The sequence below is a fragment of the Neisseria sp. S1 genome (assembly GCF_048060015.1).
Classification (GTDB): Bacteria; Pseudomonadota; Gammaproteobacteria; order Burkholderiales; family Neisseriaceae; genus Neisseria; species Neisseria arctica.
Map to the genome: position 1 here is coordinate 1 of NZ_JBLUPI010000020.1, position 20,807 is coordinate 20,807.

The window sequence follows — 20,807 nt, forward strand, 5'->3', positions numbered from 1 at the left end:
CAGCGCGGCCACGCACACTATTGCAACGACAGGATATCCAGACAACGGGAAAACCGACACAGTACATCGGTTATCAGGGTCAGGTTATCCAATATAAAACCGGCCGCGCGCATGTCGATGTGCATATCCGTACGCGCGTGAGCAGCTTCGGGGCAGATTATGTAGTGGTTACTGCCGGATCGCTCGGTACTACCGTTTTACAAGCTGGCGATATTGTAGGTATCGAGGGGGCATCTGGCGATGTGCAGTGGGGTACGGTATCAAGCGCTGATAACGAGCGCATTAATTTGGGTGTCGCAGTGCCGTCTTGGACTGCGGTTGGCGACGATGTATATATCAGCCGCATCACATCGGTTAGTTAATAAAGGATAAAAATGACTGATATAAATAATATAAAGGCAGTTATGTTAGCAGAGCTTGCTTTTGCAGCCGAAGCATGCGTTGAACGTTGCATTGAGGATGTACCAAAATTTGAAAGACAATCTTGGCCATTACAAGCCGCCGAAGCAAAAGCATGGTCAACTAACAAGTCGGCAGCTACGCCACTGCTTGACCAAATTGCAGCCAGTCGCGGCATGAATGCGGATAAGTTAAAAGCGGCGGCACTACGCAAAGCACTGGCTTATGAAAAATTGACCGCCCATGTTGCCGGACAACGGCAAAAGTTGCAAACGCGCATCGAGTCGGCCAATACACAGGCTGATTTAGAGCAGATTATTATTACATTTACGTTGCCGGAGGATTAATGCAATACCTGCGCGCGGTACTCATTGCCATTGACCAGTTGGCCAATGCTCTATTGGGCGGCTGGGCCGATGAAACATTAAGCAGCCGTATACATCGCGGGGCAGTGCTGGCCGAACAGCCTAAGCGTCGTTGGCTGATCGCCCGCAGAGTAGTTAATGGCCTGTTTTTTTGGCAAGCCGACCACTGTGCTGGAGCCTATCAAATGGAGCGGCAGCGTAATCACTTACCTGAGATATTCCAACGATGATTCAAACTGCCAACATCAGCCTATACCGGGGTGACACACACATTATCCGGCTGGCCTTAAGTGCGGATAGCACACCGGTTGACTTATCCGGTGCAGTGTTGGCGTTGGATATTGTGCCGACGGACGGCAGCCCACCAATCCGCCCGGAAATCGGTGTGCAAGGCAATATCGTTACCTTATATTTTGCTGCACTCCTTACCCATGATATCAAATGGGAGCGTGCACAGTTTGACTTGCGGGTAGTTTACGGGGCAGTGGTTAAAACCTACTTGCGCGGTACAGTATTTGTTAGACCTAGTATCACTCCTGTTGCAGACCTGATTACCATCGGCGGTAAACCTATTGAGCAACACATTACCGTTGATATAAGCGGTCAAGCCGTTATTGTGCAACAAAGTGGTAAGGCAAGCGAAAGCGACATCAATCTGATTGAGGATTTAAAAAGCCAAATTGCCAGTTTAAAGCAGCAAGATGCAGATGACGGCAAAGATATTGCCAAACTTGATCGCCGCCTAGCTTTGGCAGAGGTCGCGATCAGCGAAAACGGCTCACTACTTGAGCGTTTGGCGGCACTGGAACAAGCCAAAAGTGCGGCCGAAGTAACTGCTGCCGAAGTGGCCGCATTAAAACTGCGCTTGGCCACGATGGCGGAAAGTGCGGAAATCGAAGCCATTGAAGGAAAAATAACTGCTGTTAAACAGCAATTAAATACGGAGTTGGCCAAAGTATCTGAGGCAGCATTGGCTGCTAATGAAAGTGTGGAAATTGCCGAATTAAGAAGTAAACTGGCTACCTTACATCAACAGTTGGAAGCGGCACAGGCCTTAGCATTAGCGGCAGATGACAGCGCCGAGATTGCGGAGCTGCGAAACCAACTTGAGACACTGCAAACACAGGTGCAAAACAGTGCGGACACGGCTACGCAAATCCAAGAGCTGCGTAACCTATTACGCTTACCCAAGCGCGAAAAAATTCATGTGCGCCAAGATATGTGGGCAGATGGCGGATACACATGGGCGCGCATTGAATTTGCAAACACATACGCAGATCCGCGCATCAGTGTGGCATTGGAGCATAGCGGTTTATCGACACAGTTTTTAGTCCATAACGTAGGCGGCAAAACATCAACCGGCTGCTATGTGCGTAGTAACTTTACCAAAGCAGATATCGACGTACGCTATTCAATTTTCGTGTACGTCGAAGAATGGGGAGCATAAATTCGGACATAATAAAAGCCCTTTAAACAGGGCTTAAATTTGTGCAAAAGCTAATAAATCTTAAATCAAGATGCTTGTGCAAAAGCTGCCGCTGTGTCGTGCAAAAGGCGGCGCGAGTTTACAATAGGGCTAATTGTTGGATAACTTAAAATAATCAATATTTCTTAATATTTTTAGCCAAATCCTAAAAATTATGCCGTCTGAAAAAAATTAAACACGAATACTTTATACACCCTTGCATTGGCCTAACTTTGTTTTTCGTACTTAAGCATACTACAATGTTTAAGTTAACCTGCTCCAAATGGAATCTTAAATCAAATGATGAAAACTCCTTACCGAACATTTCCACTCTCACGTATGCGCCGTATGCGTAAAGATACTTTTTCTAGGCGCTTGATGCGCGAGCATACCCTTAATACAAGTGATTTGATTTATCCCGTCTTTGTACTGGAAGGCTGCAATCAAGAAGAAAATATTGCTTCTATGCCCGGAGTAAAACGCCAAAGCTTGGATAAATTACTTTTTACTGCCGAAGAGGCCGTAAAGCTAGGCATTCCTATGCTGGCACTATTTCCCGTTATCAAAAACAATAAAACTACCTCTGCCGAAGAAGCCTACAACCCCGAAGGTTTAGTACCTACCGTTGTACGCAAATTACGCGAAACTTTCCCTGAGCTTGGCATCATGACAGATGTCGCCCTAGATCCTTATACAATACATGGGCAAGATGGTTTGATTGATGAAAATAATTATGTTTTGAATGATGAAACAATCGACGTATTAATCAAACAGGCATTAGCGCATGCAGATGCAGGCGCTCAAGTGGTTGCACCTTCTGATATGATGGACGGCCGTATTGGTTTCATCCGCCAAGCTTTGGAAAATGCAGGATATATACACACCCGTATCATGGCTTATTCTGCAAAATATGCGTCAGCATTTTATGGCCCTTTTAGAGATGCGGTGGGCAGTGCAGCCAATTTAGGTAAAGCCGATAAATTTACTTATCAAATGGATCCCGCCAACAGCAACGAAGCTTTACACGAGGTTGCCTTGGACATTCAAGAAGGCGCAGATATGGTAATGGTAAAACCCGGCCTGCCTTATTTAGATATTGTCCGCCGTGTAAAAGATGAATTCGGTGTTCCTACATATGCTTATCAAGTATCTGGTGAATATGCCATGCTACAGGCAGCTATACAGAACGGCTGGTTGGATAGCAACAAAGTGATTTTAGAAAGTCTAATGGCATTTAAACGTGCCGGAGCAGACGGTATTCTCACCTATTATGCTCTTGAAGCCGCCCGTCAGTTACATGCACAGAAATAAATATCTTGCTATCTGTCGTACCATATTTTAAAGCGCAATGCCGTCTGAAAATTTTCAGACGGCCTCTTTTAAATTACTGCACCAGTAAAATTTGTTATAAAAGTTACATAACAACATCAAATCAGCCCAGTAAGGTATCAAAAACGGCTTCCCATATCTTAAGGAAGCCGTTTTTGATGATACAAAACTTCTTAGTGTATCTTTTTAGTTTGATTAGACGTACCACTGCTCTCCAAAGTATTAACCTCGCCCGGTTTTTCTACTTGAATAGCAGGTTTTGCTTCTGCACTAGGTTCATTCGCTTGAGCCGCATTAGGAACAACCACTCCAGGCGCGGTATTATCGGTTGGTTTAACCACTTCTCCTTTAGCAGCAACCCCGGCAACGGGAACTACTGCATCATTGGACTTCAGCTGCAAAGATTGTTCATTCGCAACCTCTGCAGCACCAACCTCACCAGTATGTAACGGCAACATCTGCCACCCGATCACAGCCACGGCCAATATACTGGCAGCAATGGCAAAGCCTTTAAATATGCTATTGGCAGGGGAAACTGGCTCTTCAATCTTTACTGCTTTTGCTTTTTCCGTTTTCACCGTCACGTAATCAAACTGCATATCAACCTGATGCATTGATGGCCGTTGAGTACTTTGTAAATAATCACGGATTAAATGGTATTCGTTCCATTTTTGTTGCGCTTCGGAATCCTGCAATAATTTATCGAGCGCCTCTTCGGTTAACTCGTCATCCATTGCGGCAGAAACATATTCGTAATTCTGTTCTTTCGTCATTTCTCTACCACCTTTTATCTTCAGATGTGTCCAACAATGGCCGTAAATCTTTTGCTATAACTTCGCGAGCACGGAAAATACGTGAACGTACGGTACCGATTGGACAATCCATTATCTGAGCAATCTGCTCATAAGACAAACCTTCTATTTCCCTTAATGTAATAGCTTTACGTAAATCCTCAGGCAATTTTTCTATCGCCGCTTCTACCGTTTGCAAAATTTCTCGATTCAACATTTCAGCTTCGGGAGTATGGTCATCTGCCAACTGCTCTGCCAAATCCATGACATCACCCTCATCATTTGCTACATCCGCGCTGACAAAAGGACGACGCCCTGATGTGGCCAAAAAGTTTTTAGCAGTATTGATAGCGATACGGTAAAGCCATGTATAAAATGCACTGTCACCACGAAAGTTAGGCAATGCCCGATAAGCTTTAATCAAGGCTTCTTGGGTAACATCATTCACTTCATGTTCATCATGGATAAAACGCGATAACAGGCGTGTCAGGCGACGCTGGTATTTAGAAACCAGCAATTCAAACGCTTTATGATCACCTTTTTGTGCACGTTGAACCAGCGCCTGATCGATTTTACGATCGTTCATTGATAACCTTTAATTTTTAGCAAGTTATGTTCAGATGGCGTTGCGTGCATTCTTTGCTTATATACAGACAAGCCATCTTTATTTTGGTTCCAAAACAAACCGATTAAACTTTTTAAATACCGGTAAAGAGCCCCCGGCGACGCCATCATGAACACTTACCCAAATATTAGCAATAGCGATACAGCGATTTTCACTATCGGTTACAATAGGCCAGTATGGCCTTAAGAATGGTGGCACCCTACATTCTTGTAAAATTTTCCAAACACTTTTTCGACCAACGGTTAAGTTTAAAGAATCATCGGTATTAACAACCCTAATCATACCAACTTGTCTTAACATTTCCTCACTTAATCCGAACGAATTATGCTGCAACGTAAAACCGTTATTTGTTAAGATATCGTTCAGACGACCACATATTTTATTATCCAGTCCCAAAGCATTTTCCGACAACCAATCATTTCGCATGCCAAACAGACGGTTCCTGTAAGCATAAGCCTTACCTTTAGGCAACGCCCATTCTGCAGAACCACTGCCAATTCGGCTCAATGTTTCTTCAAAAGCAGATACCGATATCGCCGTCGGCGTCCCCAACCCTTGTTTGACCGCAAAATATAATAATTGCTGGCGTCGGCGTGCAGGGCTCAAATACCGCCATAAATCAAGATCCAATACCCCTTCATGTAACATCCTATCGGCATCTTCAGCTACAACTTCCTGCAAAACAGCCAACTCGTCTTGCAAACAAGCAACACTACTGCCGATGTGCTTATCTATATTAGGAATACGCTCCCGCCACAGCGGCAAGCCATGATGGCGTAACCAATTGCGTAGTAACGAGCTATCTTGATTACTGGGATCTTCAATAAAAGCCAAATTATAAGCCCGTGCATATGCTTTTAATTCGTCACGGTCAAAAGACAACAATGGCCGCCACAGACAAACCTTACCATCCAATAGGCGCAATTCCGGCATGGCCGACAAGCTTCTTAAACCTCCGCCACGCAACACACCCAGCATAAAGGTTTCCACTTGGTCATCCCGATGATGCGCCAATGCAACACGGTTCGCTTTGCTGCGACTAAATACCTGATAGCGTTGCTCTCGAGCGGCAGCCTCAATTCCCCTGCCTTTAGTCTCAACCGTCACATACTCAATGCGTAACGGTATATCCCACTTTTGGCATAATTCCTCACAAAATACAGCCCAATCATCCGCCTGCTCCTGTAAACCGTGATGAACATGTACTGCTGTCACCGTTAAGCCCAAGCGCTCTCTCAGCTGCCTCAACATGTGTAACAACACAACGGAATCCAGCCCTCCGCTAAGACCAACTTCTACAATTTGCCCTCTCAAACCGCCATCGGAAAGAGAAGAAAAAAATTTACCTACCCACTCGGGCGCCATCACAGAATCAGACATATTTAGTTTTCAGACAGCCTTATTTTTATTTAACATCAAGTTTTTTTTAAACAGTATTCTTTGCTAGCACTGCTTATATCGCATCATACATAGCCAAATAAGCACCGGATTTCCAAATAAACCGGATCAATAAATATTTTACTGCATTCATCAAATCATGTAGGCCGTCTGAAAACATATAAGACAAATTTTGGCTTCGAAACAACACAAGCCATATTAAGCACTCCCTCGAATAGTACCGATATTGCTATAATCAATTTCTATTCACACACCGATAACCACCAAAGCAAAAAATGACGATCCGACACACACTACCCGACACCCGCCCCTATCCTACCGATCCGGTTAAAAACGACTTACTGCTTTATGCAGACCAAATCGTCCGCAGCAATAGCGGAGCACAGCGCAAGCTTGCCGAAGAGTCTTTACGAGCAGGTATTTATACCATGCTCAACCAAAACCACTATCTCGGCCTATCCGTAGCCATGAGCATGGCACCCGATGCCGAACGCTACCGCGCCTTATTAAACGGCTTGGATGAAACTTTACAAGCAAAAACCGACGAAGAAGTACAATGGTTTGCCATGCCGGTGGTATTGGTGGCAGGCAACAATCAAAACCTTGTTCTCAACTTGGATACACCTTCCGTAGAAATTTCCGCTTGCCTGGCCAACTATCCTTCTCTACGCCCATTGGCCCAGGCCACTTGGCTACCCAAATTGATACAAGCTCAAGAATTAGCAGCCATCAAGGCCGGACAATGGTTTCAAGCCAAACAAAATACAGTTGTGGCCGAGCAGTTTGCCGCCGCATTACCGCAACACAACCTTAATATCGAAGCCGGGCAGTCCGTACATGTTGTTTTCGCACTTGGTTACGGCAATAAAAATATTCAGACGGCCTTAAACCAAAATCTAAGGGAGGCCGCCTTACCGCTGATGCAGGTATGGCAAGAAGCACTCAAATACCCCGGCTTAACACTCTTTACCAATCCGCTTGCTCCCGCTACCCCGCTGCACGCCATCACCGAAGGCAGTCATATGCGCTTACGGATGGCGCTTGACGTTTTTGCCGCCAATGCCATTCGTGCCATCCGTCTGCAAAGCCCGCGTGTCGGTGTGGTTATTGCCGCACAAGAAGGCGGAAACTTGCTATTCGGTTTTAACGCCACCGACAGCCAGTTCGAATTACAACCGCAAGTTTTCAGCTGGCCCCTTTCTCCGGCAGAAAAAATTGAAACTATCCGGCAAAATTTTCTCGATCTGATGTTGGAATGCCGGGTAGAAAACATTCGCCAGCTTGATCATCCGATAAGTGAACAAGAAGAGCTTCCCGGTTACGCAGCAGCCTTAAAACTACCCGGCTTCAACCCGCTTTTCGCAGAAAGTGCAGAATGAAACAATACAAAGTTTTATTTGTGTGCCTCGGCAACATCTGCCGTTCGCCCATGGCGGAGTATGTTTTACGCCACCTTGCGCAAACAGCGGGCATCGGCAATCGTATCCTTTCCTCAAGCAGCGGCACCAGCGGCTGGCACGATGGTGAGAATATGCACAAAGGCACGCAGCAGACTTTACAAAAACACGGTATCAATACTGCCGGTTTTAGCAGCAGCAAAGTAAAAAAAAGTGATTTTGATCATTATGATTTTTTAATCGCTATGGATGACGACAACCTCGCCAAGCTCGAACATTTATTCGGCAAACACCCCGAAAAAATATTCAAGCTAACTGATTTGATTCCCGAGTCAGGCTACAACTATGTTCCCGATCCTTGGTATACCGGTGATTTTGACGAAACATATATGCTCGCCGATGCAGGCTGTCGCGCACTATTACGTAAAATCAACATCATATAACAAATATACATACGGTTAGACACCTTCTTAATTGCCGTACCTACCTTGATACGAAAGCTTGATGAATGCCGAAAGCCACTTTCTATACCCATGTTGCCGACCCCGCCGATTTTGCCTGCCGCCTAGCGCAACGTGCACTGCAAAACAGCAACAGCATATTGATATGGACCGATACCGAAACGGCCGCAGCCAAGCTCGACATTGATTTATGGCGCTTTAACGCCACTTCTTTTCTACCTCATGAAATATGGCATGGTGGTACGTATCCTGAAGATGTGCCGATAGTCATCTCAAGCGGCAACCAACTTCCTAAACAAACTACGGCAGAAGTAGTTTTAAACTTGTCCGCTGCTTTTTGGTGTGACACACGCCCCCAACCGTCGCGCGTATTGGAAATCGTTGGCACCAGCTTAGAAGAATTGGCCGATGCCCGCGAGCGTTTCAAAGCATACAAACAAAGCGGTTTTGAAATAGAACACCACAATATGCAGAACAAAGCCTGAAAATTCCCTGCCCGACATTTCCCCACACCGCTACCCGAATTTTTCAGGAGGCATACCCTTACCTCGTAACTTTTACCACTTCCGGCATACACATCCCGATGCAAAGCGAGGCTGATTTCCCTTCCATACGCTTGAAATTGCATTACAATAAAAAAATCCTTCCGACAACCTTTCGCTGCCTATGGAACAACTTGAATTCTTCGATATTCCCAGCCCTTGTATCGGCGTTTGCGAAGCCAACAGCAAAGGCTACTGCAAAGGCTGTTTACGCAGCCGTGAAGAACGTCTGTTTTGGCTGAAAATGAACAGTACCCAAAAACATCAAGTTATCCGCCTGATTGCCATGCGGCGTCACAAGCTCCAAAAACTGGCCTGGGAAAGCCGCCAACCGGTTGTTTTACTGCCTGAACAAATGGATTTTGAGTTTTAAATTTTTTAAATACTTTTAAATTCCAAACATACCGAAAAATAAAAAACCATGCCGTCTGAAATTTTCAGACGGCATGGTTTTTTATTTAGCGTATATATTTATAGCCGGGTTACACTCAACACACCTTTTACATCCGACAAACTCGCCAGTACGCGCGGCAATTCGTCAACCTGCCTTACTTCAACGGTAAAGCGCATACTTGCCTCCAAATCGCGAGACTGGGTTTGCACCGCCGTCACATTGAGCTTGTGTCTTGCCAATGCATCAGAAACATCACGCAACAAACCGCCCCGATCTTGTGCACGGATTTCGATATCTACCGCAAATACCTGTCCGTCCTGAGTACCCGCCCATGTTGCCGGTAACACTTTATCAGGCGATTGCTCAGCCAAATGTTTAAATGAAGGACAATTGGTTCGATGCACAGAAATACCGCGCTCCCGAGTAACAAAACCGACAATTTCATCAGGAGGTGCCGGCTTGCAGCATTTTGCCAAAGTAGTCAGCAGGCCATCCTCACCGTCAATCAAAACCCCGTTTTTACCGCCTTTTTTGATTTTAGACTGCTTAACGATATTGGTTTCGCTAACCGGCTCGGGTTTAGGCTCATGCAGCGCACCGCAAGCCTTTTGAATAGCACGGGGTGAAAGCTCTCCCTGCCCTACGGCAGTATATAAATCATCGATTTGCTTAAAACCCAATTTTTCGGCCAAATCCTGCAAATTAGGCTTGGGTGAGATTTTAGCGATTTGCTTCTCAAACTGGTTCCGACCGTTTTCACGCACGGCCTCACTGTTTTGCTGACGGATAAAAGCACGGATTTTACTGATTGCCTTACTGCTTTTTACCCAACCCTCATAAAGCCAGTTTACAGAAGGAGAACCTTCTTTAGCGGTTATAATTTCTACCCTTTGACCGTTTTCCAACGGTGTGGAAAGCGGTACGATCTGCCCTTCTACTTTCGCACCGCGGCAGCGGTCGCCTATACTGCTGTGCAACGCATAAGCGAAATCAATCGGCGTCGCACCCGCCGGTAGCGATAATACTTTGCCATGCGGGGTAAGAACATAAATGGTATCGCTGAACAATTCGGTTCTGAATGCGCCTGCCAAATCCTCTTTATCACTTCCGGCCATATTTTCGCGCCAATCCAACAGCTGGCGCAGCCAAGCGATTTTCTGCTCATAAGCACTATCGCCTTTGCCACCCTCTTTGTAACGCCAGTGCGCCGCCACGCCGAACTCGTTAAACTGGTGCATATCAAACGTTCGAATCTGTACTTCGACACCTTTGTCTTCAGGCCCTACTACAACCGTATGCAGGCTTTTATAACCGTTCCCCTTGGGTTGGGCGATATAATCGTCGAACTCTCCCGGAATGGGTTGCCATAAACTGTGTACAAGCCCCAGCGTGGTATAGCATTCGGGGATGCTTTCTACCAGAATCCGCACGGCTCGGATATCGTATAAACCGTCAAACGTCAGCTTTTTTTTCACCATCTTTTTATAGATGGAATAAATGTGCTTCGGCCGCCCGGCCACATCATAACGAATGCCATATTTATCTAATTCTATACGTAAGCTTTGCAGGAAATTTTCAATATATTCCAGCCGCTCGGTGCGCTTTTCATCTAAAAGGCGGGCGATTTCTTTATATTTTTCAGGGTTCTGATGGCGGAAACCCAAATCCTCAAGCTGCCATTTCAGCTGCCACACGCCCAAGCGGTTAGCCAATGGGGCAAAAATATCCAATGTTTCCTTAGCCAGCTCGCGCTTATCCTCACTATCGGGCTGTGATCCTAAGAACTGCATAGTACGCGTACGCAACGCCAGTTTAATCAATACCACACGGATATCGCTAACCATTGCCAGCAGCATTTTACGCATGGTTTCCGCCTGCTGGTTCCGTTCTTCCGGAGTAGCCAAGCTGTCAACTTTAGCAAAATGGGTTAACTTCTGTACCTCATCAATACCGGCAACCAAATTACATACGCTGGCACCGCATTGTTCGGTTACCACTTCGCGCCAATCCTCCCGATATGCAGAAATATCGGTCAACAGCGTAGCCGCAATCGCATCGGAAAGTAAATCCATCTCGGCCACCATTTGAGCCGCACCCATCAGATTGCTCAGCAGTGGCTCTCCCACTGGCGTTGCAGCTCCCTCAGGGTAGCTTTCTTCTGCCAACGCCAATGCACGCTTAAGCAGTTTGGCATCAGCCTCCGAAATCTTATCCGCGTAAATATCAAACCATTGGCGGTAATTTTCCAAATTAGGAGCGATGCTGCTGGGTGCCGGCGAACTACTGTTCATAGAATTTTCCGATAGATCTGATTGAGAATCGGTATTGTAGCAAATTTACCCTGCGGTTTGATAACTTTCATAACCAATACACAATGCCCGTCCCTTATGACTATTCTCCCTAAAATACGGCGTGTTTACCGGATAGCTGTAAACATAAAAAAAATCTAAAAACTTTTCCCATTAATGGAACCGTATTGTTTCAGACGGCCTGAAATGCTAAGGTAATTGCTCCTATACCTCCGAAAGGCAAACGTATGAAACTGTATATTTACGATCATTGTCCGTTTTGTGTACGGGCACGGATGATTTTTGGCCTATGTAATTTGCCGTTAGAGGAAGTGATTCTACAAAATGATGACGAAGCCACCCCCATAGCATTAATCGGTACCAAGCAAGTGCCTATTTTAGAGAAACCTGATGGTACGCATATGGCCGAAAGCTTGGATATCGTACGCTTTGTTAATGAATATGGCGGCGGTTGCCTTGCTGAAAATATACGCCCTGAAATTCAACAGTGGTTCAACAAAGTCAACGAATATCAAAACAAGCTGGTTCAACCGCGCGATGTGTTACTGGGACTACCCGAATTCTCTACCCAATCGGCAATTGATTATTTCGTGAAGAAAAAAGAGAAAAATATCGGCAATTTCCAAACCAATCTAAGCAAAACCAAAAGCTATCTGGAGCGCCTGCATCAAGATTTGGCCGAATTGGATAACCGGGTAAAAGCTCCAAATGCCCTAAACGGGGAAATCAGTATGGAGGATATCTTGATTTTCCCGATTCTACGCAACCTTACTATGGTACGCGGATTGGAACTTCCCCCTAAAGTACAAGAGTATGTTGAGACCATGAGCGAACAAAGCAAAGTCCCTCTGTTTTTCGACCGTGCTCTATAGCCTAAAAAAATCAGGGGGCAATCCATATCAGCCCCTGATTTATTTCAATTAAAACTGCTCGTTTACATTTAGATAGCGCCATTTTCCGGGTGGCAGGCGGCCGAGTTTGACTTTGCCCATCCGTATGCGCTTTAAGCCCACTACGCGCAAACCGACCAACTCACACATTCTGCGGATCTGACGTTTTTTACCTTGCTTGAGTACGAAGCGTAATTGATCTTCGTTTTGCCATGACACCTCGGCCGGTTTAAGACGCTCACCATCCAAACTCAAACCGTGATTCAACAAGCGCAAGCCTTCTTCTGAGAGTTTGCCGCGCACGCGCACCAGATACTCTTTTTCCGAACTGCTGTTTTCGCCGATTAATTGTTTGGCAATACGCCCGTCCTGTGTCAACACCAACAGGCCTACCGAATCGATATCCAAACGGCCGGCCGGTGCCAAACCGAATTTATGCTGTTCGCTGTATTGGATACGGCTGGTATCGCCCTCCCAATGGTTTTCAGGGGTAATCAGCTCCACGGCCGCTTTATAACCTTTTTCTGCTTGCGCGCTTACATAGCCCACAGGCTTGTTCAGTAAGATAGTCACTCTTGCCGCCTGCTGTTCATGGGCCTGCTTTTGCAGATCAATACGGTCACCCCGGGTAACTTTTTGCCCGAGAACGGCAGTTTTACCGTTTACTTTTACCCACCCGCGCTCAATATAGGCGTCTGCCTCGCGACGTGAACACAGCCCGAGTTCGGCCATACGTTTGGAAAGGCGTAACGGTTCGTTATTTTCTGTATTTTGCATAATCAATATCTTTCAGACGGCCTCAATACCAACTGCGGTTCAACGGTTCGACCCCTGCACCATTTCCAGTAAAAACAAACGGCAGTCTAAATTACCGTTATAAAGCGGTATTTTACGCTTCGGCGAAAGGCGCATAAACTTCGGCATTTCCCGATCACCGGTAAACATACCGATCAGCCAGCCTGCATAATATTGTTTCAACCATGCGCCCAGTTGCGGATAAAGAGCCTGCAATGCCTGCACCTCCGCCAAGCGCACGCCATAAGGAGGATTAGAAATCATAATCCCGCCCGAACCGTTGGGACGTACCGACTGTGCATCTTTTACCTCCCAGCGGATCAAATCATCCACTTCGGCAGCCTGAGCATTAGCCATAGCAGCACGTATCATGGCGCGATCGTTATCACTGCCTGAAATAGGCGCAACGGTTTTGAAACTGATTTTTTGTTCTGCCTCACGGCGGATTTTATCCCACAAGGCCTTATCAAACCCGACCAATTTTTCAAAACCGAAACGACGCATCAAACCCGGAGCACGGTTGGCGGCAATCCATGCCGCCTCGATAGCAATCGTGCCGCTGCCGCAAAAAGGATCCTGAAACGGTTGGCTACCGTTATATCCCGCCAACAACAGCAAACCGGCCGCCAAGTTTTCCCGCAAAGGAGCCTCTCCCGTGTCCTGCCGGTAGCCGCGTTTGAATAATGCCTCACCACTGGTATCGATAAAAATCTGCACCGTTTTTTCATCAATAAAAGCATGTACGCGCACATCGGGGTTGAATTTTCCCACGCTCGGACGTTCGCCGCATACGTCGCGAAACGCATCGCACAAAGCGTCTTTGATTTTCAAACCGACAAAATCCAGGCTTTTCACCTGCGCACGCTTGCCCTCTACTTTTACTTTAAAAGTTTGCGACAAAACAAACCAATCCGCCCAACGGATATTGCGCGCCAACTTGTAGATATCTTGCTCGTTGCGGTAAGTGCCTTTAGTTAGGCGCAACAAAACGCGACTAGCCGTGCGCGAGTGCAAATTGATACGGTAAACCTGCTCCAATGAGCCCTTGCAAGCCGCACCACCGTCGGTAGCGGCAATTTCGGTGCAGCCTTGTACCTGCAATTCGTCAGCCAATATATTTTCCAAGCCACGCGGGCAAGTAATAAAGAGAGAGTAAAGCGTCATCATTGTTCCTTTCTGGGTAGCAGAAGCATTCAGGCCGTCTGAATGCAGGTGATTAATTGAGCTGCGGATTATAGCCGATAAACAACTAAATTGCTGAAGAAATTGAAAATCTATACCCGTACTTACAAAAAAGCATTTAACAAACTTTTCCTGCAACAATAGCATTTATTAATTTTTCAAAAACTAAATATTAAAACTTTAAAATATAAATTACCCGCCTTACGACAACCAAAGGGCTCACCGCGATGAACCTACTGATTTCGAACAGCCCTGTCGTTCAAGCTTTTTTCGACCAAGCAAGCAATACCTTCAGCTATGCAGTGCGCGATCCACAATCCAATGCTTGTGCGATTATCGACTCGGTGCTTGATTTCGATTACGCCTCCGGACGCACCGTTTTGGATTCAGCCGATAAAATTATCCGCCATATCGAGACCGAGAAATTAACAACCGAATGGATTTTAGAAACCCATGTCCATGCCGACCATATTTCCGCCGCCCCGTATCTGCATGAAAGGCTGGGTGGGCAAACAGGTATCGGCAGCCATATCACCACCGTTCAAAATACTTTCGGTAAAATTTTCAACGCAGGAACTGAATTTGCACGAGACGGCAGCCAATTTGACCGCTTGTTTTAAGACGGCGACGAATTCTCAATAGGCCGTCTGAAAGCACGCATGATACACACCCCCTGCCACAACGCCTGCCTGTTTGAGCTACCTGATCGGTGATGCAGTATTCGTCGACACCTTATTATTGTATTACTGCAGCATTAGGAAAAATCGGCGGCAGCGAGTATTTCCGCAATATCAGGGTGCCACATAGTAGAAACACCGTCGCAAGCCGTATTTATCCGCATCGACGAAAGCCTGTATTTTCCAAACGCACGTTTTCTCGAGAATCACATCAGCCATATCGTGCATACGCACCCCAAAACCGAACACATTGTTTTGGCTTGTTCCGCCGTCAACCCTATTGACACTTCCGCACTAGAAAGCCTGTCCAACATTAACAGCCGCCTGAAATAAAGCGGTCTGCTCAAACAGCTCAACGGCGATGTTTTCATCAGCACTTATGCCCCATGGCAAGCACTAGGCAGTAAAAACCAAGCGGATACCACACACAACCCAAACCCGAAGCCGCCAACACTTTTTCAAACTTTCAGACGGCATCAAAGCCCCCGCTTTTATGCTAAACTTCAATTCCCTATATCCACCACACATCCATACATCATGGCAGGCAATACATTCGGACAACTCTTTACCGTAAGCACATTCGGCGAAAGCCACGGCCCGGCACTCGGCTGTATCATCGACGGCTGCCCCCCCGGCTTGGAACTTAGCGAAGCCGACATCCAAGCCGATCTCGACCGCCGCAAACCCGGCACCAGCCGCCACGTTACCCAACGCCGCGAAGCCGACGAAGTCGAAATCCTCTCAGGCGTATTCGAAGGACGCACCACCGGCACCCCCATCGCCTTGCTTATTCGTAATACCGACCAACGCAGTAAAGACTACGGCAATATAGCCCGGCAATTCCGCCCCGGCCATGCCGATTACACCTACTGGCATAAATACGGCATACGCGATTATCGCGGCGGCGGCCGCTCCTCTGCCCGCGAAACCGCTGCCCGGGTAGCTGCCGGAGCTGTTGCAAAAAAATGGCTGAAAGAAAAATTCAACACCGAAATCACTGCCTACGTTACCCAAGTCGGCGAACATAAAATTACTTTCGAAGACTACAGCCATATCAACAACAATCCTTTTTTCGCCGCCAACGAAAGCCAAATTCCCGCACTCGAAAACTACATGGACAGCATACGCAAGTCGCTTGACTCCGTAGGCGCCAAACTCCGTGTAGAAGCCCGCAATGTACCCGTCGGCTTGGGCGAGCCGGTATTCGACCGGCTGGATGCGGATATTGCCTATGCGCTTATGAGCATCAACGCCGTAAAAGGTGTTGAAATCGGCGCAGGATTCGGCAGTGTGGCTCAACGCGGCAGCGAGCACGGCGACGAACTCACCCCCGAAGGCTTTTTAAGCAACCATGCGGGCGGCATTCTCGGCGGCATCTCCACCGGGCAAACCATTACCGCCAATTTTGCCGTCAAGCCCACCAGCAGCATTGCCACACCGCGCCGCTCCATCGATATTGACGGCAACCCCGTGGAAATCGCCACCCATGGCCGGCATGATCCCTGCGTCGGCTTGCGCGCCGCACCGATTGCCGAAGCCATGATCGCCCTCGTATTAATCGACCACGCTTTGCGCCAACGTGCTCAAAATGCCGATGTGCGCGTACAAACACCGGATATCGCCGGATAGACCCTCCAGTAGCAATAATGCCGTCTGAAAATTTTTTCAGACGGCATAAATATGGCTGGAAATACTCTTTTTTATTCCAAAAAACTTTAGCCAAAACATTCAGTTTATACTACAATGCCGCCTAATCTATGAATGCACTGCAAAATGATAAAACGGCGTGCAAGTTGTTACCACAGGAAATACCGAAATGACTCAAGAAACCGCTTTGGGTGCGGCGCTGAAATCCGCTGTACAAACCATGAGCAAAAAGAAGCAAACCGATATGATTGCCGACCACATCTACAATAAATTCGATGTGTTCAAGCGTTTCAAACCTCTGGCTTTGGGCATCGACCAAGATCTGATTGCCGCCCTGCCCCAATTTGATCCCACCCTGATTTCCCGAGTTTTAGCCAACCACTGCCGCCGCCCCCGCTATCTGAAGGCACTGGCACGCGGCGGCAAACGCTTCGACTTAAACAACCGTTTCAAAGGCGAAGTCAGCCCGGAAGAACAAGCAATCGCCCAACAACACCCTGCCGTGCAACAAGCATTAGCAGCCCAAGCCGAGCGTAAAGCCGCCGCTGAAAATGCCCCTGTTGATGCAGCCACAAACGAAGCTACTGCCGAAAACAGCAAATCGGCCGAATAATCTTAAAGTATCCGACACTTAGATTTTTATAACAATACGATTAACTGTTATACCGGATCTTTGACAGCTAAACATAAAAATGCCGTCTGAAAGTTTTCAGATGGCATTTTTATATTTGCCGGCCCTTAAAACAGCACTTTACGGCCACTTTCATCAGTATTTATCAAATTTGCCGGCCATCATTAATTTTAAAAAATCATAACCTTAAAATATAAAAAATCCGCCGCTTCTCACGAGGCGGCGGATTTTTTATCACGCAAAAACTTATACGGTTCGATAAGCTTTATTCATCTGAAAACAGATTCTTAAACCACAAAACAATGCTGTCATAAGCACGGCCGAACCAGCCTGCCTCTTCCACAGCATTCAGAGCGACAACATTTTTTTCCGCCAATACCTTACCGTTGCTCATAATCTTCAGTTTACCCAACACCTGATCTTTTTGAATCGGTGCCAGCACTGGCTGCACGGTTTCCAATACGGGCTTGATATTACCGCCCTGCCCACGCGGAATCGTAATATAAGCATCAGAGGTAAAACCGACATTCACCGCATTGGCCGAACCCTTATACACTTTCAACTGGGAAATGGTTTGGTTAGCATCATACAATTTCGGCGTGTCGAAAGATTGCAAAGCCCAATTCAACAATTTGCTGCTTTCCGCTGCGCGGGATTCTTGGCTTTCAGTACCCACGACTACTGATACGACACGGCGGCCGTTGCGTTTGCTGGATGCCACCAAATTATAACCCGCGCTACTGGTGTGTCCGGTTTTCAAACCGTCTACGCTCGGATCGCGATATAGCAGCAAATTACGGTTAGGTTGGTCGATATTGTTATATTTAAATGATTTAATCGAATAAATCGGATAGTATTTGGGGAAATCATTGATAATCGCACCCGCCAAAATAACCAAGTCGTTCACACTGGTCAAATGGCCTTCTACCGGCAAACCCGTGCTATTGAGAAAATGGGTTTTGGTCATCCCCAACCGTTTGGCTTCCGCATTCATCATATCGGCAAAACCTTCTTCGCTGCCGCCAATAGCCTCAGCCAAAGTAATGGCCGCATCATTGCCCGATTGAACAATTAAGCCTTTGATCAAATCACTGACACTGGCCGGCTTACGCGGCTCCAGAAACATACGCGAACCTTCCGCTTTCCAGCCCTTTTCCGATACGGTCAGCATTTGCTCGGGTTTGAGCGTACCATTTTCCAACGCTTTGAATGCCAAATAAGCAGTCATCAGCTTGGTAAGGGACGCAGGTTCTATTTGGTCGTTCAGGCCTTTTTCAGCAAGAACCTGGCCGCTTTGCAAATCTTTAATGACAAAAGCCGTGGCCGCAATTTCAGGTATTTGCGGTACGGCCTGTGCGGGAGCGGCAGCTTGGGTATTTGTAGCTGAAGCGGCTTGGGTTGCAGGAGCAGATGCCGCGGAAGCGGTATTTTCACCGGCTGCGATGACATGGCCGGACAATAAAGCGGCCACTACCAGGCCAAGCAATGTTTTTTTCATAGGAATCACGTTTCTCAAATCCAAACAGCAAATCAAAAGGCCGCCCGCTAGGCGGCCTGTCAAATCTAATGCACTTTAAAACCGCATCAGGAGGCATAAAAACGGCAAGCAGATAACTTGCAAGGCTGATGCGGAGAGCAATCATAAACCATTCGAACGTTATGATAAGGACAAACATACGAACGGCTTGATTTTCCGACGGTATTATACCGTTAATTATTGCCCTGCCTAACATTTTTCTTGCTTTCAGGCGGCCTGCGGGGTATGGTTTTACCTTTGCTTACTTGTTTTTGCGCCAAATTCTATGAATACTCCGTCTTACCCCGAATACCTTACCCGTATCCTCACCGCATCGGTTTACGATGTTGCCGTAGAAACGCCGCTTGATCATGCCCGTATTTTATCGGCCCGTATGGGCAATCAAGTATTGCTAAAACGTGAAGATCTCCAACCCGTCTTTTCATTCAAAATCCGCGGGGCCTACAATAAAATGGCCCGACTGCCCAAAGCGGCGCTAGAGCGCGGCGTTATTACCGCAAGCGCCGGCAACCATGCACAAGGCGTTGCTTTATCAGCCCAACGTTTGGGCTGCCCCGCAACCATCGTCATGCCTGAAACTACACCGCAAATCAAAGTGGATGCCGTACGCAACCGCGGCGGTAACGTGGTTTTGAAAGGTGTTTCGTACAACGATGCCTATGACCATGCCATGACTTTAGTTGCCGAAAGCGGACTGACCTACATTCCCCCTTTCGACGATCCCGACGTTATTGCGGGACAAGGCACTGTGGCCTTGGAGATCATCCGCCAAAACCCGGGAGAAATCGATGCTATTTTTGTTCCTATCGGCGGTGGCGGTTTGGCGGCCGGTGTGGCCGTTTTCCTGAAACAGGTGCGGCCTGAAATCAAAGTAATCGGCGTTCAAACCAATGATTCTTGCGATATGAAGCTCTCTATTGCCCAAGGAGAGCGGGTAGAATTAAAAGATGTCGGTCTGTTTTCAGACGGCACTGCCGTGAAGCTGGTGGGGGAAGAAACTTTCCGCCTGTGCCGTGATTTGCTCGACGATATCATTACCGTAGATACCGATGCGATATGCGGTGCCATCAAAGATATTTTCGATGACACCCGAAGCATTACCGAGCCGGCGGGTGCGTTAGCCCTGGCCGGACTGAAAGCCTATATTTCCCGCAATCAGGTACGTAACCAAACCCTGATTGCCGTCACCAGCGGCGCCAATATGAATTTCCACCGCCTCCGCCATGTTTCGGAACGCAGCGAACTGGGCGAGGGAAACGAAGGTATTTTTGCTGTTTCCATTCCTGAGAAACCGGGCAGTTTCTTGAAATTCATTAATATTTTGGGCAACCGGAATATCACCGAATTCAATTACCGCTACGGTGACGATACGGTTGCGCATATTTTTGTTGGGATCCAAACCGCAGGTACTCAGGATTTAGCCAAAATCAGCACCGAACTCACGGCCGCCGGTTTGCCCAATACCGACCTAACCAATGATGAAATAGCCAAAATCCATATCCGATATATGGTTGGCGGGCGCACGCACAAAGTGGCTAACGAGCGTGTCGTTAGTTTTGAGTTTCCGGAACGTCCCGGTGCCCTGGCAAACTTCCTCAGCCACATGCAAACCGATTGGAATATTACTCTCTTTCACTACCGCAATCACGGCGCCGATTACGGTAGGGTTTTAGTCGGAGTGGATGTTCCGCAAGAGGATGATGAAGCTTTTAATTCTTTCCTCAATAATCTTGGTTACGTGTATCAAAATGAAACGGATAATGCCGCCTATAAAATGTTTTTAGCATAATCTGTTTTCCAAATCATAAAATATGCCGCCTGAAAATTTTCAGACGGCATATTTTTTGGGGCTGTATTAGATTGGCAGTTATGTTACCCTTTAAAAATGAAGATAACACACTGTAAACTATCTAAAAAAGTACAAAAAAAGTTGCTTGAATTTTTTGTACTTGAGGTAACCGCCCGTTCTGCTG

At 47.0% G+C, this 20,807-nt stretch carries 22 protein-coding genes and 1 pseudogene; 16 read left to right on the forward strand and 7 right to left on the reverse strand.

Annotated features, from left to right (window positions below; all coding sequences use genetic code 11):
• The 5 genes from ACEPPX_RS11135 to hemB form a co-directional block, all read left to right on the forward strand.
• Positions 1–362: hypothetical protein (locus ACEPPX_RS11135; RefSeq protein WP_416624093.1), on the forward strand; the 362-nt coding region annotated here is incomplete at its 5' end.
• Positions 363–404: 42 nt separating this feature from the next.
• The gene (locus tag ACEPPX_RS11140; RefSeq protein WP_416624094.1) at positions 405–746 is read left to right on the forward strand and encodes a hypothetical protein; all 342 of its coding nucleotides are present in this window, start codon (positions 405–407) and stop codon (positions 744–746) included.
• Positions 746–994 (forward strand): hypothetical protein, encoded by a 249-nt coding sequence (locus tag ACEPPX_RS11145; RefSeq protein ID WP_416624095.1) that lies wholly within the window; start codon positions 746–748, stop codon positions 992–994. The genes ACEPPX_RS11140 and ACEPPX_RS11145 overlap by 1 nt, the downstream gene beginning before the upstream one ends.
• The gene (locus ACEPPX_RS11150; protein ID WP_416624096.1) at positions 991–2,211 is read left to right on the forward strand and encodes a hypothetical protein; all 1,221 of its coding nucleotides are present in this window, start codon (positions 991–993) and stop codon (positions 2,209–2,211) included. The genes ACEPPX_RS11145 and ACEPPX_RS11150 overlap by 4 nt, the downstream gene beginning before the upstream one ends.
• Before the next feature lie 321 nt (positions 2,212–2,532).
• On the forward strand, positions 2,533–3,540 hold the full coding sequence (hemB, locus tag ACEPPX_RS11155; protein ID WP_416624110.1) for a porphobilinogen synthase: 1,008 nt from the start codon (positions 2,533–2,535) through the stop codon (positions 3,538–3,540).
• A 191-nt stretch (positions 3,541–3,731) separates the two neighbouring features.
• Here hemB and ACEPPX_RS11160 read toward each other — a convergent pair whose 3' ends face one another.
• The 3 genes from ACEPPX_RS11160 to tilS all read right to left on the reverse strand — a co-directional run bounded on the left by ACEPPX_RS11160 (position 3,732) and on the right by tilS (position 6,354).
• Positions 3,732–4,331, reverse strand: coding sequence for a sigma-E factor negative regulatory protein (locus ACEPPX_RS11160; protein WP_416624097.1), 600 nt, complete (start codon positions 4,329–4,331; stop codon positions 3,732–3,734).
• 4 nt (positions 4,332–4,335) lie between these two features.
• Entirely contained in the window at positions 4,336–4,935 is a 600-nt protein-coding gene (rpoE, locus tag ACEPPX_RS11165) for an RNA polymerase sigma factor RpoE (protein WP_047760279.1), read from the reverse strand.
• Positions 4,936–5,013: 78 nt separating this feature from the next.
• The gene (gene tilS, locus ACEPPX_RS11170; RefSeq protein WP_416624098.1) at positions 5,014–6,354 is read right to left on the reverse strand and encodes a tRNA lysidine(34) synthetase TilS; all 1,341 of its coding nucleotides are present in this window, start codon (positions 6,352–6,354) and stop codon (positions 5,014–5,016) included.
• A 293-nt stretch (positions 6,355–6,647) separates the two neighbouring features.
• Here tilS and ACEPPX_RS11175 point away from each other — a divergent pair, with 293 nt between their 5' ends.
• The 4 genes from ACEPPX_RS11175 to ACEPPX_RS11190 all read left to right on the forward strand — a co-directional run bounded on the left by ACEPPX_RS11175 (position 6,648) and on the right by ACEPPX_RS11190 (position 9,145).
• The gene (locus ACEPPX_RS11175) at positions 6,648–7,751 is read left to right on the forward strand and encodes a conjugal transfer protein (protein ID WP_416624099.1); all 1,104 of its coding nucleotides are present in this window, start codon (positions 6,648–6,650) and stop codon (positions 7,749–7,751) included.
• On the forward strand, positions 7,748–8,212 hold the full coding sequence (locus tag ACEPPX_RS11180) for a low molecular weight protein-tyrosine-phosphatase (RefSeq protein WP_416624100.1): 465 nt from the start codon (positions 7,748–7,750) through the stop codon (positions 8,210–8,212). The genes ACEPPX_RS11175 and ACEPPX_RS11180 overlap by 4 nt, the downstream gene beginning before the upstream one ends.
• A gap of 65 nt (positions 8,213–8,277) precedes the next feature.
• A complete protein-coding gene (locus ACEPPX_RS11185; protein ID WP_416624101.1) occupies positions 8,278–8,715 on the forward strand; it encodes a DNA polymerase III subunit chi in 438 nt (145 codons plus the stop codon).
• Between the two features lie 181 nt (positions 8,716–8,896).
• A complete protein-coding gene (locus ACEPPX_RS11190; RefSeq protein ID WP_416624102.1) occupies positions 8,897–9,145 on the forward strand; it encodes a DUF1289 domain-containing protein in 249 nt (82 codons plus the stop codon).
• A gap of 98 nt (positions 9,146–9,243) precedes the next feature.
• Here the strand turns inward: ACEPPX_RS11190 and ACEPPX_RS11195 are convergent, their stop codons facing one another.
• Positions 9,244–11,457, reverse strand: coding sequence for a RelA/SpoT family protein (locus ACEPPX_RS11195; RefSeq protein ID WP_416624103.1), 2,214 nt, complete (start codon positions 11,455–11,457; stop codon positions 9,244–9,246).
• Between the two features lie 245 nt (positions 11,458–11,702).
• Here ACEPPX_RS11195 and grxB point away from each other — a divergent pair, with 245 nt between their 5' ends.
• Complete coding sequence (gene grxB, locus ACEPPX_RS11200) at positions 11,703–12,347, forward strand: glutaredoxin 2 (RefSeq protein ID WP_416624104.1); 645 nt, start codon at positions 11,703–11,705, stop codon at positions 12,345–12,347.
• A gap of 48 nt (positions 12,348–12,395) precedes the next feature.
• Here grxB and ACEPPX_RS11205 read toward each other — a convergent pair whose 3' ends face one another.
• Positions 12,396–13,142 carry a pseudouridine synthase gene (locus ACEPPX_RS11205; RefSeq protein ID WP_416624105.1) on the reverse strand — a complete coding sequence of 249 codons (747 nt, stop codon included), beginning with the start codon at positions 13,140–13,142 and terminating at the stop codon, positions 12,396–12,398.
• Between the two features lie 39 nt (positions 13,143–13,181).
• A complete protein-coding gene (locus ACEPPX_RS11210) occupies positions 13,182–14,327 on the reverse strand; it encodes a THUMP domain-containing class I SAM-dependent RNA methyltransferase (RefSeq protein ID WP_047760287.1) in 1,146 nt (381 codons plus the stop codon).
• Positions 14,328–14,569: 242 nt separating this feature from the next.
• On the opposite strand from ACEPPX_RS11210, the gene ACEPPX_RS11215 reads away from it, so the two are divergent.
• The 4 genes from ACEPPX_RS11215 to ACEPPX_RS11230 all read left to right on the forward strand — a co-directional run bounded on the left by ACEPPX_RS11215 (position 14,570) and on the right by ACEPPX_RS11230 (position 17,279).
• Complete coding sequence (locus ACEPPX_RS11215; RefSeq protein ID WP_416624106.1) at positions 14,570–14,962, forward strand: MBL fold metallo-hydrolase; 393 nt, start codon at positions 14,570–14,572, stop codon at positions 14,960–14,962.
• A gap of 183 nt (positions 14,963–15,145) precedes the next feature.
• A complete protein-coding gene (locus ACEPPX_RS11220; RefSeq protein WP_268776976.1) occupies positions 15,146–15,352 on the forward strand; it encodes a sodium-independent anion transporter in 207 nt (68 codons plus the stop codon).
• Between the two features lie 204 nt (positions 15,353–15,556).
• Complete coding sequence (gene aroC, locus ACEPPX_RS11225) at positions 15,557–16,648, forward strand: chorismate synthase (protein ID WP_416624107.1); 1,092 nt, start codon at positions 15,557–15,559, stop codon at positions 16,646–16,648.
• A gap of 187 nt (positions 16,649–16,835) precedes the next feature.
• Positions 16,836–17,279 (forward strand): ProQ/FINO family protein, encoded by a 444-nt coding sequence (locus tag ACEPPX_RS11230; RefSeq protein WP_416624108.1) that lies wholly within the window; start codon positions 16,836–16,838, stop codon positions 17,277–17,279.
• Between the two features lie 283 nt (positions 17,280–17,562).
• Here the strand turns inward: ACEPPX_RS11230 and ACEPPX_RS11235 are convergent, their stop codons facing one another.
• Positions 17,563–18,795 (reverse strand): D-alanyl-D-alanine carboxypeptidase family protein, encoded by a 1,233-nt coding sequence (locus tag ACEPPX_RS11235; protein WP_416624109.1) that lies wholly within the window; start codon positions 18,793–18,795, stop codon positions 17,563–17,565.
• A gap of 304 nt (positions 18,796–19,099) precedes the next feature.
• Here ACEPPX_RS11235 and ilvA point away from each other — a divergent pair, with 304 nt between their 5' ends.
• Positions 19,100–20,623 (forward strand): threonine ammonia-lyase, biosynthetic, encoded by a 1,524-nt coding sequence (ilvA, locus tag ACEPPX_RS11240; protein ID WP_047760291.1) that lies wholly within the window; start codon positions 19,100–19,102, stop codon positions 20,621–20,623.
• A 96-nt stretch (positions 20,624–20,719) separates the two neighbouring features.
• Positions 20,720–20,807 (forward strand): annotated as a pseudogene (locus tag ACEPPX_RS11245) (IS1595 family transposase); the annotation flags it as partial.